The sequence below is a fragment of the Bifidobacterium sp. LH_512 genome (genome assembly GCF_056356435.1).
In genome coordinates this window covers 1,258,672-1,282,245 of record NZ_JBKEUE010000001.1, presented here as the reverse complement: position 1 = coordinate 1,282,245, position 23,574 = coordinate 1,258,672, and the positions used below count along the sequence as shown (strand labels likewise).

The following is a 23,574-nucleotide window of genomic DNA, read 5'->3' as shown; positions in this document are numbered from 1 at the left end:
CAGGCGGCCTGAACATGCCGGGATTTTACGCCAAGGCTTTGCGGATGCGTTGGATGCTGGCGGGCTTGGCCGTGCCCAATTCCTGCGCCCACAAGGACACGTAGAATTCCTCCAGCATCCAACGGGCCGCAGTGGCCTGCTTCATTAACGCTTCATGCTTCGGGCCGGCCGGCTCGGCCTTGGCTTTGGTCATGGCGATGTCGACCAGCTGCTTGGCCTCATCGGCTTCCCATGCCCAACGCACGTCACGGTTCTTATCGACCTTCGCCTTGCTCAACCGCATCGCATCGGCCTGCAGATACACCGGCAGACGGCGCAGTGCTTCCGGGTCGGTTTCGCCGATGAATCCCGGATGCACCAGAGTCGCGACATGCTCGCGAATCGACTGCAACACCGACAGCATCGGCAGATCGGCCTTGCCGGAAACCGCTTTTTCAACATCCGCGTGCTTGCTGAGAATGGTGATCACATCGCGGGCCATCTGGTAGACGGTGTCCTCGTAGATCTGTTGCACATCAAGCACTGCATCGGCCAACGCCTGATCGGAATCCAATGTGTCAATGCGTGGCAGCAGACGTTTAACCGTAGCCAGCTGAATGTCTTCAACCAGATCGGCGGTGGACTTGTACGGGGCGGACGCCAACATCAGCGCCTCGGTGCCCAGCCAACGCGACGATATACGTTCGGACGGCAATCGTAACGCATCCAACGCGCCCTTCCACAGCATGTCAGCACGGGATTGCGTGGTGGCGCCGGCTTTCTGCAACAGATTCGCCTGTTCGACGATTTTGCCTTGGTCCGCGGCTTTATCCGCTTGCTTCTTGACCATGCGGCGAGCCGACTCTTCGGCCTGGGCGGCGAAACGACGCTGCAATTCCTTAAGATTCTTCGATGCGCCCAACACTTTGACCGGACCGCGCGCACGTCGGCCGCAAGCATTACGCGGCGCGGGCAGTTGCTGCTCCACGCTGAACGTGACGCGCAGATATGGTGCGAGACGCTCCCACAGTTCACCCGTCAACACTTCCGGATGAATCTGCGCGCCGACGATATCGATGGCGGCTTGCGTGAACAAATGCGGCAGATCAGGCCATGACGCGACCGAACCATCCGGGGTCTGCGGAGGCAGATTTGGTTTCTGTCGGGAGCCGGAGCCGGGCAGATGCTCATAACGGTCGTCGATCCATTCACGAATGCGGCGGGCCGTATCCGGAGCCGGCACGAACTGCACACGCAACGTCTTCGGCAGTGCCTTGATCATGCCGACGATCAGCTCGTCCAGCAAGCCCGGTACATTCCAGGTGAACTGTTCCGGCGTCAAACGAGACAACGCCTTCAACGGAACATGCACGGTGACGCCGTCGGCCGGATCATGCGGGTCGTACACGTAGCTCAACCGCAGATCGATAGGGGAGCCGTCCGTGCCAAGCGTATGCCACTGATCCGGGTAATCATCCAGACTCACCGACTCGCTGTCCGCCAGACGCTCCACCTTGCTCGGATCGAAATCCAACAGATGCGGATGCTCGTCGTGTTCAGACTTCCACCACTTGTTCAGGTCGGCCACCGACGTGACAGTATTGGGAATGATGCCGTTATAGAAATCGAACAGATCCTCGTCGCTTACCGTTTCGGCGATCTGACGGGTACGACTGGCATCATCCGCGGCGTCTTCCAGCACATCGCGATTATGTCCGATGAAATCATCATGGGGGAATCGCTGTTGGATATCGCCTTCGACCAAACCCTGCCGAATCAGGAAATCACGGGCCTCAAGCGGGTTGATGCGCCCCCATTGGACCATACGGTCACTGACAATCGGCAGACCATACAGCAGCACCTTCGCGCTGGCCACAGCCGAACCGCGAGAACCCGACCAATGTGGCTCCGCATACGTGGTGCGCGTCAGACTGCCTGCCAAAGGCTCCGCCCAAGCCGGATCAATCGAGGCCGAATATCGGGCCCACAAGCGGCTCGTCTCAACCAATTCCGTGCTCATCACCCACGCCGGCGTCGACTTCGCCACCGAAGAGGCCGGGAACAACGCGAAACGCGTGCCACGCGCACCCTGATAATCATTCTTCGCCATCTTCGTGGCACGCTTCATCGCACGCGCCTTCGCGGCGCCGCTCAAACCAGCGAAATCAGACGCCTTCGGCTCGCGAACCACCTGCATGCCCATCATCGACAGCAGGCCGGCCAGCATGGAGGTATGAATGCCCTGATCATCCCACGAGCAGCACAACGAATGCGCCGCCTGCTGATTGAGCGGCAACTGGCGAATCTTCATATCCGGGCGCGAAGCCGGCAGTGGCAAACCCACCTTGAACTTGAATTCGCCACACATCTGCGTCAGCTGCGTCACCAGATCCTTCCACTGGCGCATACGCAGGAAATTCAGATACTCCGTCTTGCAAATACGACGCAACGCGGAATTGCTCGGTTCACCATCCGCCTGGAACACGCGATCCCAAATATTCAACGCCGTCAAAAAATCGCTGGACTCATCCGCATACCGGTTATGGATGCGGTCGGCCTCCTCACGGTTCTCATCCGGACGTTCGCGCGGATCCTGCAAGCTCAGGAACGAAACAATCACCAGCACCGCAGCCAACGTATTCGGCGTCGTCGATTTCGCCGCCTCGATAATCATGCGGCCCAAACGCACGTCAATCGGAATGCGGGCCAGCTGGCGGCCGGTATGCGTCAACACCACGTCGCCATGCTTGCGGGCGATGGCCTTCAACTCGGTCAGCTCGTTGAAACCATCCGAAACGGCCTTCATGTCCGGCGGGTCGATGAAGCCGAAACTCGTCACATCCTGCGCAGTGCGGGCCACGCCCACCGACAGCATGTGCAACACCACCGCGCCCAGCGAGGTACGCAGAATCTCCGGCTCGGTGAAACGCGGGCGCGTCTCATAATCCTCGCGCGAATACAGGCGGATCGCAATGCCGTCGGCGATACGGCCGCATCGGCCCGAACGCTGGTCGGCGCTCGCCTGACTGATCGGCTCAATCGGAAGACGCTGCACCTTCGCCGTCTTCGAATAGCGGGAAATACGCGCCATGCCCGGATCGACCACATACCGGATGCCCGGAACCGTCAGCGAGGTCTCCGCCACATTCGTGGCGATCACAATGCGCTGATGCTCATGCGTCTCGAACACACGATGCTGCTCCTTGGCCGAAAGACGCGCAAAAAGAGGCATGATCTCAATCGCGTCAGGACGGCGCATATCGGCGGCACGCGGGCCATAATGGCGTCGCAACGCCGTTTCGAACTCGTGAATATCGCGCTCGCCGGAAGCGAACACCAGAATATCGCGGGCACCACGCTCATGACTGGAATGAATGACCAACTCCGCGCAGGCACGTGCCACCGCGGTCGGCATATCCATGGACGTGTCGATATCGGTGCCGTAACCGTCGTTGCCAGGCCGTAGACCGTCTTCGAAACCGGGCACATGACGCATCAGCGTTGGCGCCGAGCCCAAAGGCTCATAAACGATCTGTACGGGGAACGTACGGCCCGACACTTCGATAACCGGCACGTCGGCATGCAACGCATGCTTGAAATGCTCTTGGAATTTCACTGAATCAATGGTCGCCGACGTGATGATCAGCTTCAAATCGGGGCGCTTAGGCAGCAATGCCGTCAGATAACCCAGCAGAAAATCAATATTCAGACTGCGCTCATGCGCTTCGTCGATAACGATCGTGTCGTATTTGCTCAGCATCGGATCGCGCTGGATCTGGGCGAGCAGAATACCGTCGGTGACGACGCGGAGTCGTGTTTTCGGCGAGCTTTCGTCGGTGAAACGCACCTGATAGCCGATTTCGTCGCCCAAACGCACACCCATTTCGGCGGCGATGCGTTCGGCCACGGTGCGCGCGGCGAGACGGCGAGGCTGCGTATGCACAATCTGATGGCCGTGTGAGCCGCGACCCAGTTCCAGCAGAATCTTCGGCAGCTGCGTGGTCTTACCTGAACCGGTCTGGCCGGAAACGATGACCACCTGCGAATGCCGCACGGCCTGCGCGATATCATCGCGGGCCGCGCTTACGGGCAATTGGGAAGGATATTCGAATTTCATAATCCTCGATACATGAAACCTATGCAATCAATCTATGTCGCCGCGCATCATGGGCATGCAATCAGCCGCGCAGCACTTCAATAACGCGGAATCCCTTGGAACTGGCGTATTTCGACACTGCAAAACCGTCGCCCAATTCGCGGGCCAGCCAAGGAATCAGCGAATCCGATCCAAGATTCTTCTGCACCACCAAATAGGCGGCGCCGCCATCGTTCAAACGCGGCAGCCATGTGATCAGCAGCTCATGCAGCGCATCCTTGCCGATACGAATGGGCGGATTCGACCAAATCAGATCAAACGTGAGATCGCTTGGAATGCCGTTGGCGGTCACTACCTTGATATTGTCCACATTGTTGATTTCGGCGTTGCGCCTGGTCAATTCCAACGCTCGCTCATTTACATCCAACGCCCAAATGTCCGCTTTGGGGCTTTCCATGCCAAGCGTCAACGCGATGGGACCCCAACCGCAGCCCAAATCAAGGAATGCGCCGGTTTCAGGCGGTTCGGGCGCCTGCTTCAGCAGCACGGAAGTGCCCAAGTCCACGCGGTTGCCGGAAAACACGCCATTGGATACCTCGACGGTGGCGTCCATGCCGCGCAACGTGACGTTAAGCTGCCTGCGTACATCCTTCGACGATGGTTCGGCGGAAAAATACTGTTCCTGCTGCCTCTGCGTATTCATGCCCATACTAGTCCGCCTTTCCGCCTGATTCGTTCCTGCTCGTATTCGTGTGGCTTGCGCGTTCATACGCGCTTGTATGCGCGACTGTGCGTGCGTATTGGTGCGCTTGTATATGTGCTCGCCCCGGTAAGTAAATTTTGACGTAGTGATTGTACCGTATGCGATGCCCGTCGTTCCGATACGGGATTGATGGTTGAGCGTTTTCTCCGTCAGCCATTCGTGATGGCCTGGTTGTCTGTGTGAATACGGATAATGTGAAACTGTTGTACGTGCAATGATTCCAAAGACGATGGGCGGATATTGACGAATTACATCGATGATGAGAAGAACGACGTGACCAGGAGCGGTCGCGGTGACGTTTTGGCCGAACGCTCCGAAGTGCTGCTGGACGGTGGAAACCGGTTGGACGGTTTCGGCGAAGATTATGACCAAGCGTGGGAGGAACGCGAATCCCGCAACGCCTTGAAGCATGTGACCGGCTTGGGTGAATTGCAGGATGTTACTGAAGTCGAATACCGTAAGGTCAGGCTTGAACGCGTCGTATTGGTCGGTGTATGGTCGTCGCGCACCTCCAGTCTGGCGCAGGCGGAGGAGTCTCTTCGAGAATTGGCCGCATTGGCCGAAACCGCAGGCGCCGTGGTCTGCGACGGCATCCTGCAGCATCGCATGCGCCCTGATGCGGCGACTTATGTAGGTTCCGGCAAGGCGAAGGAAATCGCCGACGTGGTCGCTCGCGAAGAAGCCGACACCATTATCGTGGATGATGATTTGCCGCCAAGCCAACGTCGTGCCCTGGAAGACGCCACCAAGGTCAAGGTGGTGGACCGTACTGCGGTGATTCTTGATATTTTCGCCCAGCATGCGACTTCGCGTGAAGGCAAGGCGCAGGTCGAGCTCGCCCAATTGGAATACATGCTGCCGCGATTGCGTGGCTGGGGCGCCGCATTGTCTCGTCAGGCGGGCGGTCGTGCCGCAGGCGCCGACGCCGGTATCGGATCTCGAGGCCCGGGCGAAACGAAAATCGAAATGGACCGCCGCGCCATTCGCAGTCGTATCGCGAAATTGCGTCGCCAAATCGCCGAAATGGCGCCCGCGCGTGACGTCAAACGCGGGTCGCGTCGCCGCTATGGTCTACCCACCGTGGCCGTTGTCGGCTATACGAATGCAGGCAAATCGTCATTGACCAATCGTCTGACCGGCTCGACGGAACTGGTCGAAAACGCGCTGTTCGCCACCTTGGATACGGCGGTTCGTCGTGCACGCGCCAAGGATGGACGCCTCTACGCGTACGTCGACACGGTCGGATTCGTGCGCAGGCTGCCGACGCAGTTGATTGAAGCGTTCAAGTCGACGCTTGAAGAAGTGGCCGAAGCCGATTTGATTGTGCATGTGGTCGATGGCTCCCATCCGGACCCGTTCTCGCAGATCGACGCGGTCAACGACGTGCTGTCCGACATCGAAGGGGCTATGGAAATCCCGGCGATTCTGGCGTTCAACAAAGCCGATCGCATGGATGAGCCCGCACGCGAACGCATCGAATCCTTGGCACCGGACGGCCATATCGTTTCTGCGGCCACCGGCGAAGGCCTGGACGAGCTGCGTGCCGACATCGAATCGATGCTGCCTTGTCCGGATGTGCATGTCAGCGCACTGCTGCCGTATTCTGCCGGCTCCCTGCTGTCGCGTATCCGAGAATACGGCAATGTCGCATCGGTGGAATACCGCGATGACGGTGTGATGATCGAAGCGGACGTTGACGATCATCTTGCCGCACTGATTGTCGACCAGGCCGTAGGCTGACGGATTTTGGATTTTCCTGAGCCGATTCGTGACGAATATCACGATGCTCAACGCCAAGAAAATCCGTTTTTCCGGTGAGGAACGTCGCGTTGTGCGCGTAGAGTAGCTGTGATGTTCAAGTGATGCCCCGCCACAATGAGGCGAGGGCGTTTGCTCCAAGAGAGGTTCAGAAAATAATGGTTGATTCCCCGATCAAGCCCACGAAGCTCGCGATTATCGGTGCCGGCGCAGTCGGCTCCACCCTTGCATTCGCCGCCGCTCAGCGCGGTGTCGCCCGCGAAATCGTGCTGCAGGACATCGCCAAGGAACGCGTTGAAGCTGAAGTGCTCGATATGCAGCACGGTTCCAGCTTCTACCCGACCGTGTCCATCGCAGGCTCCGACGATGTTGAAATCTGCCGCGACGCCGATATGGTCGTCATCACCGCAGGCGCTCGCCAGAAGCCGGGCCAGACCCGTCTGGACCTCGCCGAGGCGACCATCAACATCATGAAGTCGATCATTCCGAATGCCGTGCGTGTAGCTCCGAACGCCATCTTCATGCTGATCACCAACCCGGTTGACATCGTCACCCATGTCGCCCTGAAGCTTTCCGGCCTGCCGTCCAGCCGCATGTTCGGCTCCGGCACCAACCTGGATTCCGCTCGTCTGCGCTTCCTGATCGCGCAGCAGACCGGCGTCAACGTCAAGAACGTGCATGCCTACATCGCCGGTGAGCATGGCGATTCCGAAGTTCCGCTGTGGGCCTCCGCCACCATCGGTGGCGTTCCGATGTGCGACTGGACCCCGCTGCCGGGCCACGATCCGCTGGACGCTGAAATGCGTGAGCAGATTCATCAGGAAGTCAAGAACGCCGCCTACAGGATCATCAATGGCAAGGGCGCAACCAACTACGCCATCGCCATGTCCGGTGTCGATATCGTCGAGTCCATCATGAACGACACCAACCGTATTCTGCCGGTGTCCTCCATGCTCGACGACTTCCACGGCATCTCCAACGTGTGCATGTCCGTGCCGACCCTGCTGAACCGTTCCGGTGTGAACTCCCGCATCAACACTCCGGTGTCCGATCGTGAGCTCGCCGCTCTGAAGCGCTCCGCAGACACCCTGCGTGAGACAGCTGCCAAGTTCGGCTTCTAAGCGGATTTTCGCGTCGCGATTTCGTGGCGCATATTGAAATCCCGTTCATGCCATGTGCGGTATGAACGGGATTTTTGTTGTTTCCAATAATGAATGCGATGAGGATCTTCGGAATGCTCGCTCAGATTTTCCTCAGCACAGTGACGACCTTGCCCATGATTTCCGCATTGGTGCCGTCGATGGGGGAGTATGCCGGATTATGTGGGATAAGCCAGACATGGCCGTTGTCGTTACGAAAGGTTTTTACCGTGGCCTCGTCTCCAAGTAGGGCTGCGACGATATCGCCATTGACTGCTGTGTGCTGTTCCCTGACCACGACGTAGTCGCCGTCACAAATCGCCGCGTCGATCATGGAATCGCCGTGCACTTCCAGCATGAATAGATTGCCTGTTCCGGTAAGCCGTTCCGGCAGACGCATGACATCGTCGACATGCTGTTCTGCGGTAATCGGTACGCCTGCCGCAATACGCCCGACTAGAGGAATGTCGTGCGAGGTCATAATGGATTCGCTGGCTTCCTCCGTTGAGGAGAACGATACGATGCGTGCTGAACCTGCGGGGCGGAACGGCTGCTGCTCCACCAGTTCGATGGCGCGACCCTTGTTCGCATTCATGCGAATAAGGCCTTTGTCTTCAAGCGTCTGCAGCTGATGCTTGACCGAAGACGGACTTTTTAAGCCAGCGGCCTGGCCGATTTCTCGAAAGGATGGGGCGAAGCCGTGCTGTTCGATGTGAGCTCTGATGGCGTCCAGAACCTTGCTCTGACGCTCGGTAAGCGTCTCGGCCTGGGGCTGCCGCTCGTCCTCCGGCGAGGTGAATGATGTGCTGCTCACGGCTTGCTCCTTTCGTCTTTTGCACCAGCATACCGTGAGTAGGCGGATAAATCAAACATTCGTTCGAAGCATTGCCCGGTTCATTTGAATATTCGTTCCATATATAGAACATCTGTTCGAAGTGATGCGATGGAGGTAGAGCAACCATTACGATGGGATGCGGACATACAGCAGATGCCACACGCGAAAAACCCGCCGGTTTCGCTCTTTTCTATGGTTTCAGGCTATTCTTGGTGACATGCATTGCCCGTTTTGCCAGAACCCAGACACCAAAGTCATCGATACGCGCATCAGCGATGATGGGCATTCGATTCGTCGTAGGCGCGAATGCCCGAAATGCGCTCGACGCTTTACCACGCTTGAATCAACTATGTTGCTGGTCGCAAAACGCTCCGGCAACGTCGAACCCTTTGACCGTAATAAGGTAATCGCCGGCGTACGCAAAGCATGCCAAGGCCGCCCCATTAAGGAAGAAGACCTGAAATTGCTGGGACAGAGGGTTGAAGAGGACCTGCGTTCCCGCGGTCTTGCCGAGGTCAAATCGGATGAAGTCGGTCGAGCCATCCTCAAACCGTTGCGCAAACTGGATGAGGTGGCCTATATGCGCTTTGCAAGCGTGTATCAGAACTTCGAAAATCTGGACGATTTCCAGCATGCAATCGACGAATTGAAATCGGAAAAACAAAACTAGATAAAGCCGCTGACTTGGCATAACGGCTGCGCCGTCCGGCATGAATTGCTTCCCACCCCTCGCCTGAAGGGTGGGAGGCAATTCATATGTAACGCCTTTCAGCGTTGCGCTGATGGCTGTGCAGCGTACGGTTTTTCCAAATCCTAGCGATTGCGAATTTCAGCTGATCACGCGCATGCGAATCGTGCCCTCGATTTCGCGAAGAGCCTCCAGCGCCTCGTCGGTGGGCATTGCGGAAACATCGGTGACCACATATCCGAGCTCGCCCTCAGTACCCAGAGCCTGAGCGGAGATATTGATGTTTTCTTCGCCAAGCACATGATTGACCTTGGCCAGCACGCCAGGAAGATTGTCGTGCAGATGGGCGATGCGGATGCCGGAATAATCGGACAGGGTGATCTGCGGCATATTCACCGACAACATCGTCGATCCCTTGAACCAATAATCCTGTAGACGCTGGGAAACGAAATGGCCGATGGCCTCTTGCGCTTCCAACGTCGAGCCGCCGATATGCGGGGTGAGAATCATATTGTCCTCATCGGCCAGCGGCGTCAGGAACGGGTCTCCGGCTTTCTTCGGCTCGGTGGGGAACACGTCCACGGCGGCACCCGAAAGATGGCCTGAATCCAAATGACGCTTCAACGCTTCCAAATCAGCGACGAAACCACGCGACAGATTAATGAAAATGGCGTTCTGTTTCATATGCGAGAATTGCTCCTCGCCGAAGAATCCCGTATTGGACTTGCGACCGTCCACATGCAGTGTCACCGCATCGGACTGTTCCAGCAGCTCTTCCAACGTGGCGCAGCGAAGGGCGTTGCCCAGTGCCAGTTTCTCTTCGATATCGTAGAAGATCACACGCATGCCCAACGCTTCGGCAAGCACCGACAACTGCGCGCCGATATTGCCGTAGCCGATAATGCCCAGCGTTTTGCCGCGCACTTCATGTGAGCCGGAGGCGGACTTATCCCACATGCCATGCTTCATATGATGCGTGTGCGCAGGAATGCGGCGCATCAGGCAGATGATGTCGCAAATCACCAATTCTACCACGGAACGGGTGTTGGAGTACGGCGCATTGAACACGGCAATACCCTTTTTGCCTGCATAGGCGAGGTCTACCTGATTCGTACCGATGCAGAAGCATCCGACCGCAGTCAACGACGGGCATGCGTCAATGACTTTGGCGGTAACGGAGGTTTTTGAACGGATACCTAGCAGGTCGACACCGTCAAGGGCTTCAATCAGTTCATCCTCACTCAACGCGCCCTTAAGGCATTGTACGTCGAATCCGTGAGCGCGCAACGAATCAGCGGCGAAGGGATGGATGTTCTCCAGTAACAGTGCTTTAGGCATACCTCAACTCTATAACGCAAGGAGGGTTTCATCGCTGATTGTCCGCACTATAAGCAGTCGTTGCGTCGGACGGGTCATCGCCACATACAGATCGGATGCTGCCACAAGGCGTGATGGAGCCTCCGACTCGATCTGCCCTGGCTGCACCACAACGACGGCGTCATATTCAAGACCCTTGACGGTTTGCGTGTCGCAAATCGTCACCTGCTCGTCCCATGAACTTTGGCTGGTAAGCCTCTCATACTCCTGCGTATCAAGGGATTCGCGTAGCTTTTCGCGAATCTGCTTACGCAACGTCGACTTCCAGGAATCCGGGGCGATAATGGCCACACGCCCCGTGCCGTCGGACGACACGTAATCGGCGACCAGACGGTCCACCTGCTCGCCAACGCTGCGCACAAGCTGGTCATCGGTACCGACGACCAGACGTGACACCGATCCGGGAACGGCACGTACCGCATTGACCGTGGAAATATAGAGTCCCTGATCGGTGGCGAAACGCGACGCCAGATCGGAAACCTCTTGAGGATTGCGGTAATTGATGGTCAGCTCGTTGAGATCCCAATTCTCCTCGCCGAACAACGGGTCCATCATGCGGCGCCATACTCGTGTGCCGCCGAGCGCGGAAGTCTGCGCCACGTCGCCGACGATGGTGAACGAGCGTGAAGGACAGCGGCGAATCAACATGCGCCAATCCATCGCAGTCAATTCCTGCGCTTCATCAACTACGATATGGCCGTAGGTCCATTCGCGGTCGGCCGCGGCGCGCTGCGCCACCACTTCAGCTTCGGCTCCGTTGATATTGTCAAGCAGCATCTGCGAAGTGACGATGCTTGAGCCGATACCTGCCTGGGCAAGCGTATCCTTCGCATACTGCTCTTCCTGTGCACGGCGTGCATCCGCGGCGGCCTGACGCGCGGTCGCCTTCGGATCTTCTCCGAGCAGTTCCATGGCCTCATCAAGCAGCGGGACATCGGAAACGGTGAACGGCGACCCTTTGGCTCGGGTCAGCGTAGCCACTTCTTCATCGTTCAGCCATGGCGCAAAACGGTGCAGCTGATACGGCTTGGCGAACAGCTGATCGATAAGCCATGGACCGGTCATCGGCAGCCAAGCGAGGTTCAGCGTTCTGCGAACGGCGTCGTTCATGCGTAGCTGCTGCATCACTTGGGACAGTTCATCATTGCCGGGTGTGTAATCCAATCGCTCGACATACCGCCCGCACATGACCTGCAGCATTTCGTTCACGAAGGTTTCACGTGCCTTGTTATGCGGCTGTCGTGTGCGGCGGGCATCGCTGATCGCTTGTTCGACATCCGCGCGCAGCATAGGGACTGCAAAACCGTTGATATGCACGGTGGGCAGTTGGGAAGGAACACGTTCACGGGCGGAAACCGCATTGGCGATAGCCTTGGCCATGCGTCGTTCGCCCTTGAGTTTGGCTGCGATCGGCGTATCCGTGGCACGGGCGTCGATTCCTGGAATCAGATCGGCGATGGTACGACTGACCACGCCGGTTTCGCCAAGGGAGGGCAACACTTGATCGATATAGTGCAGGAAGGTCGAGCTGGGGCCGACCACAAGCACGCCGGCGCGCTCCAACTTGCGGCGATGCGTGTACAGCAGATATGCGGCGCGATGCAGGGCGACCGCGGTTTTTCCGGTGCCGGGGCCACCCTGAACGACGACGGCATGTGCCATGTCGGAGCGGATGATGCGATCCTGCTCGGCCTGAATGGTGGCGACGATATCCGTCATCTTGCCGGTTCGCTTGGAATTCAGCGAGGCGAGCAGAGCGCCTTCGCCGGTAAGCGTTCCTGCGGAGGAGGCCTTGCCGACCTGATCGGAATGCACGTCAAGCACTTCATCTTCGACGCCGACGACCTCACGGAAATTCAACGTGATATGACGGCGCATAACAATGTCGCCGTGGTTGGAAGGCGTGGCCTCGTAAAAAGGACGTGCTGCCTCGGCTCGCCAGTCGGTCAGAATAGGCTCATGCGATTCGTTGGACAGGCCGATGCGCCCGATATAACGGTGCTCGCCGGCGGTGTTGTCGAGACGGCCGAACACCAGGCGGTCTTCTACGGCACGTAGCTGGGTGAGGCGGTCCTCATACATGGTGGCGAAGGAGTCGCGCTCGGTGCGTTGCGTCGGAGATCCATGGGAGCCTGCGGCGCGTACCTTGTCCAGCCGTTCGCGCGCTTGGGCGCGCAATGCGTCCAAACGGTCATACGCGCGGCTGACCGCATGTTGCTCTTCCTGCAGTTGAGCGGAGTAACTCGACATGGTCTTTCTGATCCCTTCGCTGAAAACTCAAGCACTCAAATGTACCTCAAATTGCCTACGAATGCGATGAATGTTCCATTGATATTCGCATTTTGTGATTCTTGAAAAATCGAAATTTGACGGATGCCACTGATGATGTGCAGAAAAAGGAAAGCATTTGATATTTGGGTGGGGCTTTTCGGTGATTCGTGGGGTAAAGTGGTGAGCTAGTTGCGGCCGGAGTGTATCTAAAAACAGCAAAAAGGAGGTGGAATCGATGATTCATGATGGAAATAATCAGGAAACAGCGCATGATTCCACCGCTGAAGATGCAGCGAAGCCGGACTTTATGGCGGATATGCTGCCGCCGTTGCTGCTGGGAACCTACACACCAAAAATCGATGCTAAAGGGCGTTTGGCTTTGCCGGCGAAATTCCGCACTCAGCTGGGATCAGGTCTGGTTATGGCACGAGGGCAGGAACGATGCATTTATCTGTTGCCGCAAGTCGAATTTCGACGCATCGCCATGCAGATTCAGCGTATTTCATTAGGCAATAAGGCTGCACGTGAATACCTTCGCGTGTTTCTGTCCGGTGCGGCGGATCAGGATCTCGACAAACAAGGTCGTGTGCTTGTTCCGCAGATGCTTCGTGATTACGCGAATCTCGGAGACGACATTGTGGTGATTGGTGTGGGGACTCGTGCTGAGATTTGGAATAAGCAGGCGTGGGAGGAATACCTTGCGGAAAAGGAACAGGGGTATTCCGATATCGCCGATGACGTACTGCCCGCATTGGAGTTTTAAATGACAGACCTGACCACCATCCACCAGCCGGTGCTGCTTGAGGACTGCGTACACCTCATGGCGCCGGCGCTTGAGCGCCCCGGAGCGATTGCGGTGGATTGTACGCTCGGACTTGCAGGCCACTCCACCGCATTCCTTAAGGCGGCTCCCGGCGCCCGGCTCATTGGTATTGACCGCGATGAGGAAGCTCTTGCCTTGGCCACCGAACGTATGCGCCAGGAAGGCCTCGCCGATCGTTTCATCCCGGTGCATGCGGCGTTTGATGCGTTTTCCGATGTTCTCGATGCCCAGGGAATCGAATATGTGGATGCGGTGTTCATGGATTTGGGCCTGTCCAGTCTGCAAATCGATGAAACGGAACGCGGTTTTTCATATTCCCATGATGCGCCGCTTGACATGCGTATGGATGTAAGCCAGCCGCTGACCGCGGAATATGTGCTGGCACAGTATTCGTTCGAAGATTTGGTCCGTATTTTCCACACCTACGGCGAAGAACGATTCTCCAAGCAGATTGCTCGCGAAATCGTACGCCGCAGGGAAACCGAACCATTGACCACATCCGGTCAGTTGAATCGGCTTGTCGATGAAGTGGTGCCGCAGGCCCATCGCCCTGCCGGCAACCCCGCAAAGCGCGTGTTCCAAGCATTGCGTATCGAAGTGAACGGCGAATTGGACAAGCTGGCCTCCACTTTGCCGCAGATCGGCAATCATCTGTCTGTCGGAGGACGGTTGGTGGTTGAGTCCTACCATTCCCTCGAAGACAAAACGGTGAAAAGCTTCATGGCGCAAGGCCTGAGAATCGATGTGCCTCGGGGCATGCCGATGGTTCCCGAAGACGCCAAGCCATTCTTCAAGGAACTAACCCGCGGCGCTATCAAGGCCGACGAAGCTGAAATCGCCTCCAATCCGCGATCGGCATCAGTGCGCCTGCGCGCCGTCGAAATGATTCGACCGGTTCCGGATCGTTGGCGTGCGCAATTTGAAAGGGATAGCGTGCCACGCAGCGTCAGTCGCAGCGGCGCACGTGACTCACGCAAGCGTTTCAATGCTCATCAGACGGATCGTCGCCGTGTAAGGAAGGGCTGATATGACCGCGACACCAAGAAGCGTGCGCTCGAACGCCGTTCCTGCAGGGCGCAAACGCAGCAGTGTTGATTCCGCCCCCAAAAGGCCTGAATTCCGGACCGTGACCGGCGGCCGCATCGACAAGGAATCGATGCTGCACGGATTGGGTAAGGTCATGGAATGGACCCGTACCAGAAGTCTGCGTCTACTGCATTTGGGGCTTGCCGTGGTTTTTCTGGTGGCGTGCCTGCTGATTTCTCTGATGCTGCGTACGCAGATGGTGCAGGATTCCTTTGCTGCATCGGAAGCACAGTCGAATATCACACGTCTTGAACAGGACGTGGAGGCCGAACAGACCGAGCTCGACAAGCTTGAGGCTTCTTTGCTCAGCAAAGCCGAAGAAATGGGTATGGTTCCGCAAAGCGGATCTCTGTCCATTGACCTGAATGGATATAAGCCAAGCGAAGGTGGGACACAGTGAATCGTGTTACCCGTGGTGTCCGGCAGGGACAATATCGCCGGCGTTGCGTCACCGTTGGCATAATTCTCGCATTTATCGCGCTGGCTTGTTTCGGCAAGCTGGCGTATATCCAGCTATTCGCCGGCCAAGGCATCGCCCAAGCCGCCACGAGCATGCGTACGGTATCTGTGCCGCTTACCGCGCAGCGAGGCAAAATCCTCGATACCAATGGAACGATTCTGGCGCAGAGCGTGGAACGCTACAACATCATCGGCAATCCTGAAGCCGCGCAGCAGTTCAAACCGATTGAATGTGATACGGACAACCAAAGCTACTGCCATGAAATCAGCGGCAAGCCACTCGACGTGACCGGAGCCGCCGCCGTGGCACGACTGCTGGCCACTGTGCTTGATGGTTCAAATGCCATGGAACTTGGCGGCAAATTGTCTGGAAGTGGGCAATACGCCGTTTTAGCGAGGGACGTTACTCCGGAAGTCAAACGTAAAATCGACGATCTGCATTTAAGCGGCATCATTTACTGCGAACTGAGCAACGAGCGCGTGTATTCCGACGAATCCGTGATGGGCGCACTGCTTGGCGGCGTCAATGACGAAGGCGTGGGTGTCGCCGGTTTGGAAATGATGCAAAACGACGTGCTGACCGGCACCGACGGTTATGAGGTGTATCAGCAAGGCTCCACGGGCGAACAGATTCCGGGGACCGTAACCGAATCCAAAGCCGCCGTCAACGGTTCCGACGTGACGCTGACCATCGATCAGTACGTGCAGAGCTATTGTGAGAAGGTGCTGCGCGACGCGAAGGAGAAATACGGCTCTCCATGGGGCATTGCCGTCGTCGAAGAGGTCGGCACTGGAAACATCCTCGCGCTGGCCAGCAGCGACGAAGTCGAAGCCGGCAGCGACGAAGCGAAAATGGGAACGTCGCGCGCGGTCAGCGAAACCTTTGAACCAGGCTCCATTGGTAAGGTCTTCACCATGTCGGCGATGCTGCAGACGGGCTTACATAAGCTTTCCGATCAGTTCACCGTAACCGACACCATTACGGTGGACGGTCAGACCTTCAAGGACGCAAGCACCCACGGCACGCAGCATTGGACGCTTGCGGGCATTCTCGAACAATCCTCGAACGTCGGCATGATCATGGCCGGCGAGAATCTGTCGAATGACCAGCGATACGAATTCATCAGCAAATTCGGCATCGGACAGGGATCGGGATTGGACCTTCCGGGCGAATATGCCGGGTCGTTGACTTCTCCGGACACATGGGATCTGCGTACGCAGAATACGGTGCTGTTCGGCCAGGGCTATTCGACCAATGCGCTTGAAATCAGCAACGCCATCGCGGTCATCGCGAATAAGGGTGTTAAGGTGCAACCGAAAATCGTCAAATCCACCACTGATGCTGAAGGACGTACCACTGAAAGCCCGGCCGGGGACACAACCCGCATCCTTGATGAGGATGTCGCCAATCAGATGATGAACGCCATGGAATCCGTGGCCGAACACTATCAGGACTTCGCGGGCGTCAGCGGCTACCGCGTTGCGGCGAAGTCGGGTACAGCGGAAGTCGTGGGCGACGACGGACAACTGAGTTCGATTATCAGCGATTATTCCGCGATCATTCCGGCGGATAATCCGCGGTTCGTCGTCACCGTTGTCCTGAAAGATCCGCAAGGCGGCTTCGGCGGTCTGACCGCAGGTCCGGTATTCGCGGAAATTGGTGAATTCCTTATGCAGAAGTACGAAGTGCCGACTTCCAGCCCTCGCACTGATGCTATTCCGGTGACTTGGTGATTTGATAGCTTGAAGGTTTGGCGGCCGCCCGACGACCGCCGCGTGGCCTCGGCGATTTCGCGACATATGCAGACGAAAGGCAAGGTATATACGACATGAGTGCGGTCAGTGAATCCGCATCCCAACGGATGACTTTGGAATGGCTAGCCGAACATTACGGGTTTGAGTTGATACCTGATTTCGCCGGCGATGTGACGGTTACGTCGATTGCCGATGACAAGGATTCGGTGCGTCCGGGATGTCTGTATATGCCGTCGAAAACCATCGACGTCGAACGTCTGCGCCAAGCTCGCGACCAAGGCGCGTACGCCGCGGTCGTGCCACGTTCGATGCGTGATTGCGGAATCGCAGGTGATTTCCCGCTGCTGTGCGGCGAGCCGAGCGCCAGGCAATTGGGATTGATCGCCTCGGATATGGCTGGCGCTCCATCCGAATCTCTGGCCGTGTTCGTCGTGGCTGGGCGCAACGGCGAGGCGGTCGCCGAAGACGTGAGGACTTTGGCTGATTTCCTGCATATGCTGGGCAATCCCGTCGGCGTGATCAGCGCATCATATTCGCAGTCGCTTGACCGTTTCCTCGATCTGCAATATCCGTTGGGAATCCTTGACATGCAGCGCACTTTGTCGGTATGCGTTGAAGACGGCGCCTCCGCGATCATCATCGCCATGGACGAAGCCACATTGCGTCATGACGCATTGCAGGCGGTAAACGTGGACGTTCTCGGCATCGACGGCGCTCGCGGTGCGTCGGTTGACGATAGCATCATCAGCCGGTTGTGTTCACCGTACGGTTATGCGTCCGGTAAACAGACCCATGTGACGGCGCGCACGACGGAATCCGATTCGTTGGCCGCCCAAGCCGCCGTTTCGTACGAGCAGGGAAGTCTGAATTCGTTGTCATTGGCCATTGCGATGGTTTTGGCCGCAGGCGTGCGGAAAAACAACATTAAAAGCGCACTGCGCGTTTCACGGGACCTGCTGTGATCAGCATGGATGAAAAGCTTGCATGGAAAGGAAATAGTATGAACGACAATCCGACTATGATGCCGATGTCGCTGCGCCAAATCGCCCAGGCGGTTGCCGGTCGTCTGATCACGTCGGAATCCCAGTCGTCTCATGATCCGATTGCGACCAGCGCGGTCAGCGATTCCCGACAGGTTCGTGAAGGATCCGTATTCGTCGCCATAGCCGGCGAACGTGTTGACGGTCATGATTATGTTGCGCGCGCGAGCGGACTGGGGGCCGTCGTCGCCTTGGTCGAGCACGAAGTGAAGGACGCCGCAATCGCGCAGATCGTGGTGCCGAATACGGTTGAAGCGCTTGGTCTGCTTGCGAAATACAATATCGAGCTTCGCCGTGCGAAGGACACACCGTTCTCGGTTGTAGGCATTACCGGTTCGGTCGGCAAAACGACGACGAAGGACCTTCTTGCGGCGCTGCTGAGCGACATGGGTTCGACCGTCGCTCCCGTCGGATCATTCAACAATGAAATCGGTCTGCCGCTGACCGCATTGAAAGTGGGGGAGAATACCCGTTTCCTTGTCGCCGAAATGGGTGCCAATCATGTTGGTGAAATCGCGAATCTGACTTCGCTGGTGCCGCCGGACCTGGCGGTTGTATTGAAGGTCGGAGTCGCGCATCTGGGCGAATTCGGCTCTCCTGAACGCATTGTGCAGGCCAAGCGTGAAATCGTCGAAGGCCTGTTGCCGGGCGGGACGGCGATTCTGAACGCCAACGATGCGCGCGTGGCTTCCATGGCGAGCGCCGCCGCAGACGTGATCTGGTTCGGTATGGACGACGGAACGTTGCCGGAAGGTTCGATGCGTGCGGACAATGTGTCCACCGATGATGCCGACCGTCCGCATTTCACGCTTACCGCCCCGAACGGTGAGCGTTGCGATGTCACATTGGGTATTCGCGGCGCTCATAATGTGATGAATGCGTTGGCTGCCTCCACGGTGGCGTTGCATTTGGGGATGTCGTTGGATCGCATTGGCGAAGTGCTTGAAAGTGTTGCCAGCATCAGTCCGCATCGTATGGCCGTGTCTCACGTGCGCCGTGCAGGCGTCGCTTTTACGTTGATTGATGATTCATTCAATGCGAATCCGGATTCAACCAAGGCTGGTTTGGATGGTTTGAAGCGTTGGCGGGCGGGGCGTACGACTGCGCCGTTCCGCGTTGCGGTGTTGGGCGCGATGTTGGAGCTTGGCGGCGACGAGCGCGAATTGCATCGGCAGGTTGGCGCATACGCTGTTGAAAGTGGTGTTGATGCGCTGATTGCCGTTGGCAATGCTACGGATAAGCATTTTGATTCGTTGGCTGAGTCTCTGTCTGTGGGCGGCGTTGAAGCGCAGTCGGCATCCGGCGATGACCATGCCGTGATTCAGTGGGTGCATGACATTGATGAGGCCGATAAGGTCGTGTGCTCATTGGCTGGCGGACACGACGATGTTGTGGTGCTGCTGAAGGGATCGCATTTTTCCGGTTTAAGCGCTTTGGCGGAACGTTGGTCCGCGGATGCAATCGCAAATGCGAATGTACAGGTGTGAATTCACTCAATAGTTTTGAGGGAATAAGAGAGAACAAACGACATAGATCGATTGGAGAGTTCAGGTGATTTCGCTCATCATAGGCCTTCTGGTGTCGCTGATCGTCACGATCATCGGCACGCCGTTGCTGATTCGCTTGGTGCATCGGCTTAACTACGGCCAGTACATTCGCCAGGACGGCCCGCAATCGCATCTGGTCAAGCGTGGCACTCCGACGCTTGGCGGCGTTGTCATTAATCTGGCCATTGTGTTGGGTTGGGGTGCTTCGGCGTTGTACCGCTATCTGAATCATGGCGATAAGCCGTCATGGTCGGCGGTGCTCGTGCTGTTCGCGATGCTGTCGATGGGCGTGCTTGGCTTTATCGACGATTTTGCGAAGGTGCGCAAGAAGCAGAATGAAGGCTTGTCTGTACGCGGCAAATTCATCGGCCAATTCATCTTCGCCACCATCTATGCCGTGCTTGCGCTGATCGTGCCGACGAAATCCGGTTTTCCCAGTGCGCAGGCTGGTGTGAGCTTCATTGAGACGCCGTTTATCGATTTCTCCCTCGCCGGTCGTGTTGTGGAAATCATTTTGTTTGTGATTTGGGTGAATCTGCTGATGACCGCGTGGACGAATGCGGTGAATCTGACCGATGGCCTTGACGGTTTGGCGGCGGGCTCGTCGATGATCGCCTTCGTCGGCTACGCGCTGATCGCATTCTGGGAAAGCTATCATCTGAAGGGCTCCGGTCACCCCGGTTTCGCCTATGCGGTTTCCGACCCGCTTGATCTGGCCATTATTGCCGTCTGCGCCACGGTGGCTTGCTTTGGTTTCCTGTGGTATAACTCGAATCCTGCGACCATTTTCATGGGGGACACCGGCTCGCTTGCTTTGGGAGGTCTGTTCGCAGCCTTGTCGATTGCGACGCATACCGAAGTGTTGGCGGTGATTCTGGGCGGCCTGTTCGTTATCGAAGTCTGCTCCGACGTCATTCAGGTTGGCTATTTCAAGATGACGCATAAGCGCGTGTTCAAAATGGCGCCGATTCATCATCATTTCGAATTGGCCGGATGGACCGAAACCAAGGTTGTTGTGCGATTCTGGATGATCGAGCTGATGTTCGTGCTGGTCAGTTTGGTCGCCTTCTATGCTGACTGGGTCACACGTTCCGGCCTGTGGATGAGCTGAACATTGTTCTGAGACTGTTTTGAATCGACTTGAACTACATGATTGTGGGAAAGAGGAATGACATGGATGTGAACGGCAAAACGGTTCTGGTGGCTGGCATGGGTATTTCCGGCCGCAGCATGGCGCAGGTGCTTGCCGGCCGCGCCGCCCGCGTGATCACGGCGGATGAGATGAAGCCGGAAGCAGACATCCATGATTTCGCGAACATCGATTTCGATGATATCGATGTGGTCTGCACTTCTCCGGTGTTCAATCCTCGAACGCCGTTCATTGTCGAAGCGCAGCGCCGCGGCATTCCCGTCATCAGCGAAGTGGAATTGGCGTGGTGGTTGCGCGCGAATAACGCCACAACCGGAAAACCCGCGCAGTGGATTGGCATAACCGGCACGAACGGCAAGACCTCCACGACAGAAATGACATCGAATATGCTTGAAGCCTGCGGTTTTGACGCGCCGGCCGTCGGCAATATCGGCAAGGCCGTCTCTCATGCCGCAGTGGAATCCGATCATGATGTGCTGTGCGTCGAACTGAGCTCTTTCCAAATGCATTTCACCGAGTCGTTGGAATTGGATTGCGCGGTGATCACGAACATCGCCGACGATCATCTTGATTGGCATGGCGGCATTGATCATTATGCCGCTGACAAAGCGAAGGTGTTTCGCGGCGTAAAACGCGTACTCGCATATAATGCGGATGATGAGCGCGTCATACGTTTGGCTGAGGCGGCGTCAGCCGCTCCGGGATGCCGTCGGGTCGGGTTTACGCTGGGAGCTCCGGTCAGGGGATTGATCGGTGTCGACGATGGGTGGATTGTCGATATGAGCGGTGTCGCCGGTGGTGAGCCTGGCGTTGCGCAGCGTGTGGCGCCAGTGAAGGATTTCACCTATCTGACCGAGCCTGATGGCAGCGTCTACCCGCATTTGTTGGCGGATGCGATGGCGGCATTGGTGTTGGCGTTGGGTGTTGGCGCCGATCGAATGACGGCGGTGCATGCCTTGCAACAGTTCCGTCCGGGTGGCCATCGCATTCAGACGGTTGCGACATGGGAATCGCCTGATGGCGGCACGATTCGTTTTGTTGATGATTCGAAGGCGACGAATGCGCATGCGGCGAAGGCGTCTTTGGATAGTTTCGCCGATAATAGCGTGGTGTGGATTGCCGGGGGATTGGCCAAAGGCAGTCGTTTCGAGCAATTGATTGCTGATCAGGCGCATATTATCAAGGCTGCCGTCATCATCGGCAAAGACCAGGAGCCGATGTTGGAGGCTTTCGCGGCTTCCGCTCCGAATATTCCTCTGACGGTGATCGACCCTGCCGATAACGGTTCTGTGATGGCCAGGGCCGTTGACGTGGCCGGCCGATACGCCAAGCCGGGTGATGTGGTGCTTATGGCTCCCGCCTGCGCATCGATGGACCAGTTCAAGTCCTATGCGGAACGCGGGGACGTGTTCGCGGCGGAAGCCGAACGTTGGGTGCGTGAGCATGGCCAAAATTAGAACGCCCCGTACCGTGAGATCCCGCTCGTCGGGGGAAACGGAGCCTGTACGCCAGAAACGCCGCAAGAAAGCTGAATCCGCGGATCGCTATACCGGGCTGCGGAGCATATTCAACCCTTTGTGGTGCTACAACGCGTTCCGTGTAGGCGTGCTCATCCTCACGGCTTTCGGCGTGATCATGGTTTTTTCCAGCTCCACCGTATCGTTGGTGTCAGCCGGCAAATCACCCTGGGCACAGGCTTTCAAACAGGGGCTGTTCTGTGTCATTGGATTAGGCGCCGGCTTCGTGACGTCGAAGGTGCCCGTGAAGGTCTACCGCAGAATGAGCAACGCAATATTGCTGTTCTCAATGTTCCTCCAATCGTTGACGTTCACTCCGTTAGGCGTTGAGGTCGACGGAAACCGAAGCTGGATTGGAATCGGAACCTCCTTTACGGTACAGCCTGCGGAAGTCATGAAATTGGCATTGTGCATATGGCTGCCGCTGAAGGTCAGCAAAGCGACCAGACAAGCCGTAAAGCAAAAAGAGCAGTTGGAGGCTTTGAAGCAATACGCATTGCCGATCGGGGGTTTTGTGGCATGCGTCATCCTCATCCTGATCGGCAAGGATATGGGCACGTGCATCATCATCGGCTTCATCGGCCTTGCGGCGTTCACTCTTGGCGGCTTTCCCTTGAAATGGATAGGAACGGCCTGTGCGATCGGTCTTATCGGCGTGGTCGGTCTTGTAGCCATCAATCCAAGCCGCCTGAGCCGTGTGCTGGCCACGTATGGCACCTGCTCTGCGGAACAGGCACAAGGCGTGTGCTATCAGACGATTCATGCGAAGTACGCAATGGCCTCCGGAGGTCTGTTCGGCGTTGGAATCGGCAATTCAAGCGAAAAATGGGGCTATCTGCCCGCGGCGCATAACGATTTCATCTTTGCGATCATAGGGGAGGAGACCGGCTTCATCGGAGCGTCCTTGGTGATTCTCCTGTTCGTCGTCATCGGATGGAGCATGATCGCCATCGCAATGCAGACGAAAAACCATTATGTCGCAATGGTTCTGGTCTGCATCACGGTATGGCTGGTCGGCCAGGGGCTGGTCAATATCGCCGTTGTCGTTGGTTTGCTGCCTGCGATGGGCGTGCCGATGCCGTTCGTTTCCGCCGGCGGCTCTTCTCTGATCATGTGCCTGGGTGCTGCTGGTGTGGTGATCAGTATGATGCGCGAACAGGATCAGGTCAAAGACTCGCGTCGCATTCTGTGATTATCCGCTGTGATAATTTGAACCAGAACGCGATAAATGTGGCTATTATGTCATCCTGAAACGGATTTACGCATGTATGGCGGTTTTCGTGGACTAAGC

General features: G+C 57.1%; 16 protein-coding genes and 1 pseudogene. 12 read left to right on the top strand and 5 right to left on the bottom strand.

The features are described 5' to 3' along the window. Nucleotides 1-25 precede the first annotated feature (25 nt). The gene (gene hrpA, locus AC1AWD_RS05490; RefSeq protein WP_476564356.1) at nucleotides 26-4,096 is read right to left on the bottom strand and encodes an ATP-dependent RNA helicase HrpA; all 4,071 of its coding nucleotides are present in this window, start codon (nucleotides 4,094-4,096) and stop codon (nucleotides 26-28) included. Between the two features lie 61 nt (nucleotides 4,097-4,157). Continuing rightward, nucleotides 4,158-4,784 carry a class I SAM-dependent methyltransferase gene (locus AC1AWD_RS05485; protein ID WP_476564354.1) on the bottom strand — a complete coding sequence of 209 codons (627 nt, stop codon included), beginning with the start codon at nucleotides 4,782-4,784 and terminating at the stop codon, nucleotides 4,158-4,160. 294 nt (nucleotides 4,785-5,078) lie between these two features. Here AC1AWD_RS05485 and hflX point away from each other — a divergent pair, with 294 nt between their 5' ends. Together hflX and AC1AWD_RS05475 are read left to right on the top strand one after the other, a co-directional pair. After that, nucleotides 5,079-6,578 carry a GTPase HflX gene (hflX, locus tag AC1AWD_RS05480; RefSeq protein WP_476564352.1) on the top strand — a complete coding sequence of 500 codons (1,500 nt, stop codon included), beginning with the start codon at nucleotides 5,079-5,081 and terminating at the stop codon, nucleotides 6,576-6,578. A gap of 176 nt (nucleotides 6,579-6,754) precedes the next feature. Beyond that, a complete protein-coding gene (locus tag AC1AWD_RS05475) occupies nucleotides 6,755-7,717 on the top strand; it encodes an L-lactate dehydrogenase (protein ID WP_476564350.1) in 963 nt (320 codons plus the stop codon). Nucleotides 7,718-7,838: 121 nt separating this feature from the next. Here the strand turns inward: AC1AWD_RS05475 and lexA are convergent. Beyond that, nucleotides 7,839-8,438, bottom strand: a pseudogene (gene lexA / locus AC1AWD_RS05470) (transcriptional repressor LexA); the annotation flags it as partial. Between the two features lie 349 nt (nucleotides 8,439-8,787). Between lexA and nrdR the strand changes: the two are divergent. Further along, the gene (gene nrdR / locus AC1AWD_RS05465) at nucleotides 8,788-9,240 is read left to right on the top strand and encodes a transcriptional regulator NrdR (RefSeq protein ID WP_476564623.1); all 453 of its coding nucleotides are present in this window, start codon (nucleotides 8,788-8,790) and stop codon (nucleotides 9,238-9,240) included. 159 nt (nucleotides 9,241-9,399) lie between these two features. Here nrdR and serA read toward each other — a convergent pair whose 3' ends face one another. Both serA and AC1AWD_RS05455 read right to left on the bottom strand, forming a co-directional pair. Beyond that, entirely contained in the window at nucleotides 9,400-10,596 is a 1,197-nt protein-coding gene (gene serA / locus AC1AWD_RS05460) for a phosphoglycerate dehydrogenase (protein WP_476564348.1), read from the bottom strand. 9 nt (nucleotides 10,597-10,605) lie between these two features. Beyond that, nucleotides 10,606-12,885 carry a HelD family protein gene (locus AC1AWD_RS05455; RefSeq protein ID WP_476564346.1) on the bottom strand — a complete coding sequence of 760 codons (2,280 nt, stop codon included), beginning with the start codon at nucleotides 12,883-12,885 and terminating at the stop codon, nucleotides 10,606-10,608. A gap of 256 nt (nucleotides 12,886-13,141) precedes the next feature. On the opposite strand from AC1AWD_RS05455, the gene mraZ reads away from it, so the two are divergent. The 9 genes from mraZ (at nucleotide 13,142) to AC1AWD_RS05410 (ending at nucleotide 23,475) form a co-directional block, all read left to right on the top strand. After that, nucleotides 13,142-13,669, top strand: a complete 528-nt coding sequence (gene mraZ, locus AC1AWD_RS05450; protein WP_476564344.1) for a division/cell wall cluster transcriptional repressor MraZ — start codon at nucleotides 13,142-13,144, stop codon at nucleotides 13,667-13,669. Next, a complete protein-coding gene (rsmH, locus tag AC1AWD_RS05445; RefSeq protein ID WP_476564342.1) occupies nucleotides 13,670-14,755 on the top strand; it encodes a 16S rRNA (cytosine(1402)-N(4))-methyltransferase RsmH in 1,086 nt (361 codons plus the stop codon). 1 nt (nucleotide 14,756) lies between these two features. Next, a complete protein-coding gene (gene ftsL / locus AC1AWD_RS05440; RefSeq protein ID WP_476564340.1) occupies nucleotides 14,757-15,215 on the top strand; it encodes a cell division protein FtsL in 459 nt (152 codons plus the stop codon). After that, nucleotides 15,212-17,008, top strand: a complete 1,797-nt coding sequence (locus AC1AWD_RS05435; RefSeq protein WP_476564338.1) for a peptidoglycan D,D-transpeptidase FtsI family protein — start codon at nucleotides 15,212-15,214, stop codon at nucleotides 17,006-17,008. Before ftsL ends, AC1AWD_RS05435 begins: the two co-directional genes overlap by 4 nt. 95 nt (nucleotides 17,009-17,103) lie before the next feature. After that, nucleotides 17,104-17,991 carry a UDP-N-acetylmuramyl peptide synthase gene (locus tag AC1AWD_RS05430; protein WP_476564336.1) on the top strand — a complete coding sequence of 296 codons (888 nt, stop codon included), beginning with the start codon at nucleotides 17,104-17,106 and terminating at the stop codon, nucleotides 17,989-17,991. 56 nt (nucleotides 17,992-18,047) lie between these two features. Then, nucleotides 18,048-19,556: a UDP-N-acetylmuramoyl-tripeptide--D-alanyl-D-alanine ligase gene (locus AC1AWD_RS05425; RefSeq protein WP_476564621.1), complete on the top strand. Its 1,509-nt coding sequence runs from the start codon at nucleotides 18,048-18,050 to the stop codon at nucleotides 19,554-19,556. 64 nt (nucleotides 19,557-19,620) lie between these two features. Beyond that, nucleotides 19,621-20,727: a phospho-N-acetylmuramoyl-pentapeptide-transferase gene (gene mraY / locus AC1AWD_RS05420; RefSeq protein ID WP_476564334.1), complete on the top strand. Its 1,107-nt coding sequence runs from the start codon at nucleotides 19,621-19,623 to the stop codon at nucleotides 20,725-20,727. A 62-nt stretch (nucleotides 20,728-20,789) separates the two neighbouring features. Beyond that, a complete protein-coding gene (gene murD, locus AC1AWD_RS05415; protein ID WP_476564333.1) occupies nucleotides 20,790-22,223 on the top strand; it encodes a UDP-N-acetylmuramoyl-L-alanine--D-glutamate ligase in 1,434 nt (477 codons plus the stop codon). After that, complete coding sequence (locus tag AC1AWD_RS05410) at nucleotides 22,156-23,475, top strand: peptidoglycan glycosyltransferase FtsW (RefSeq protein ID WP_476564331.1); 1,320 nt, start codon at nucleotides 22,156-22,158, stop codon at nucleotides 23,473-23,475. Before murD ends, AC1AWD_RS05410 begins: the two co-directional genes overlap by 68 nt. Nucleotides 23,476-23,574 lie beyond the last annotated feature (99 nt).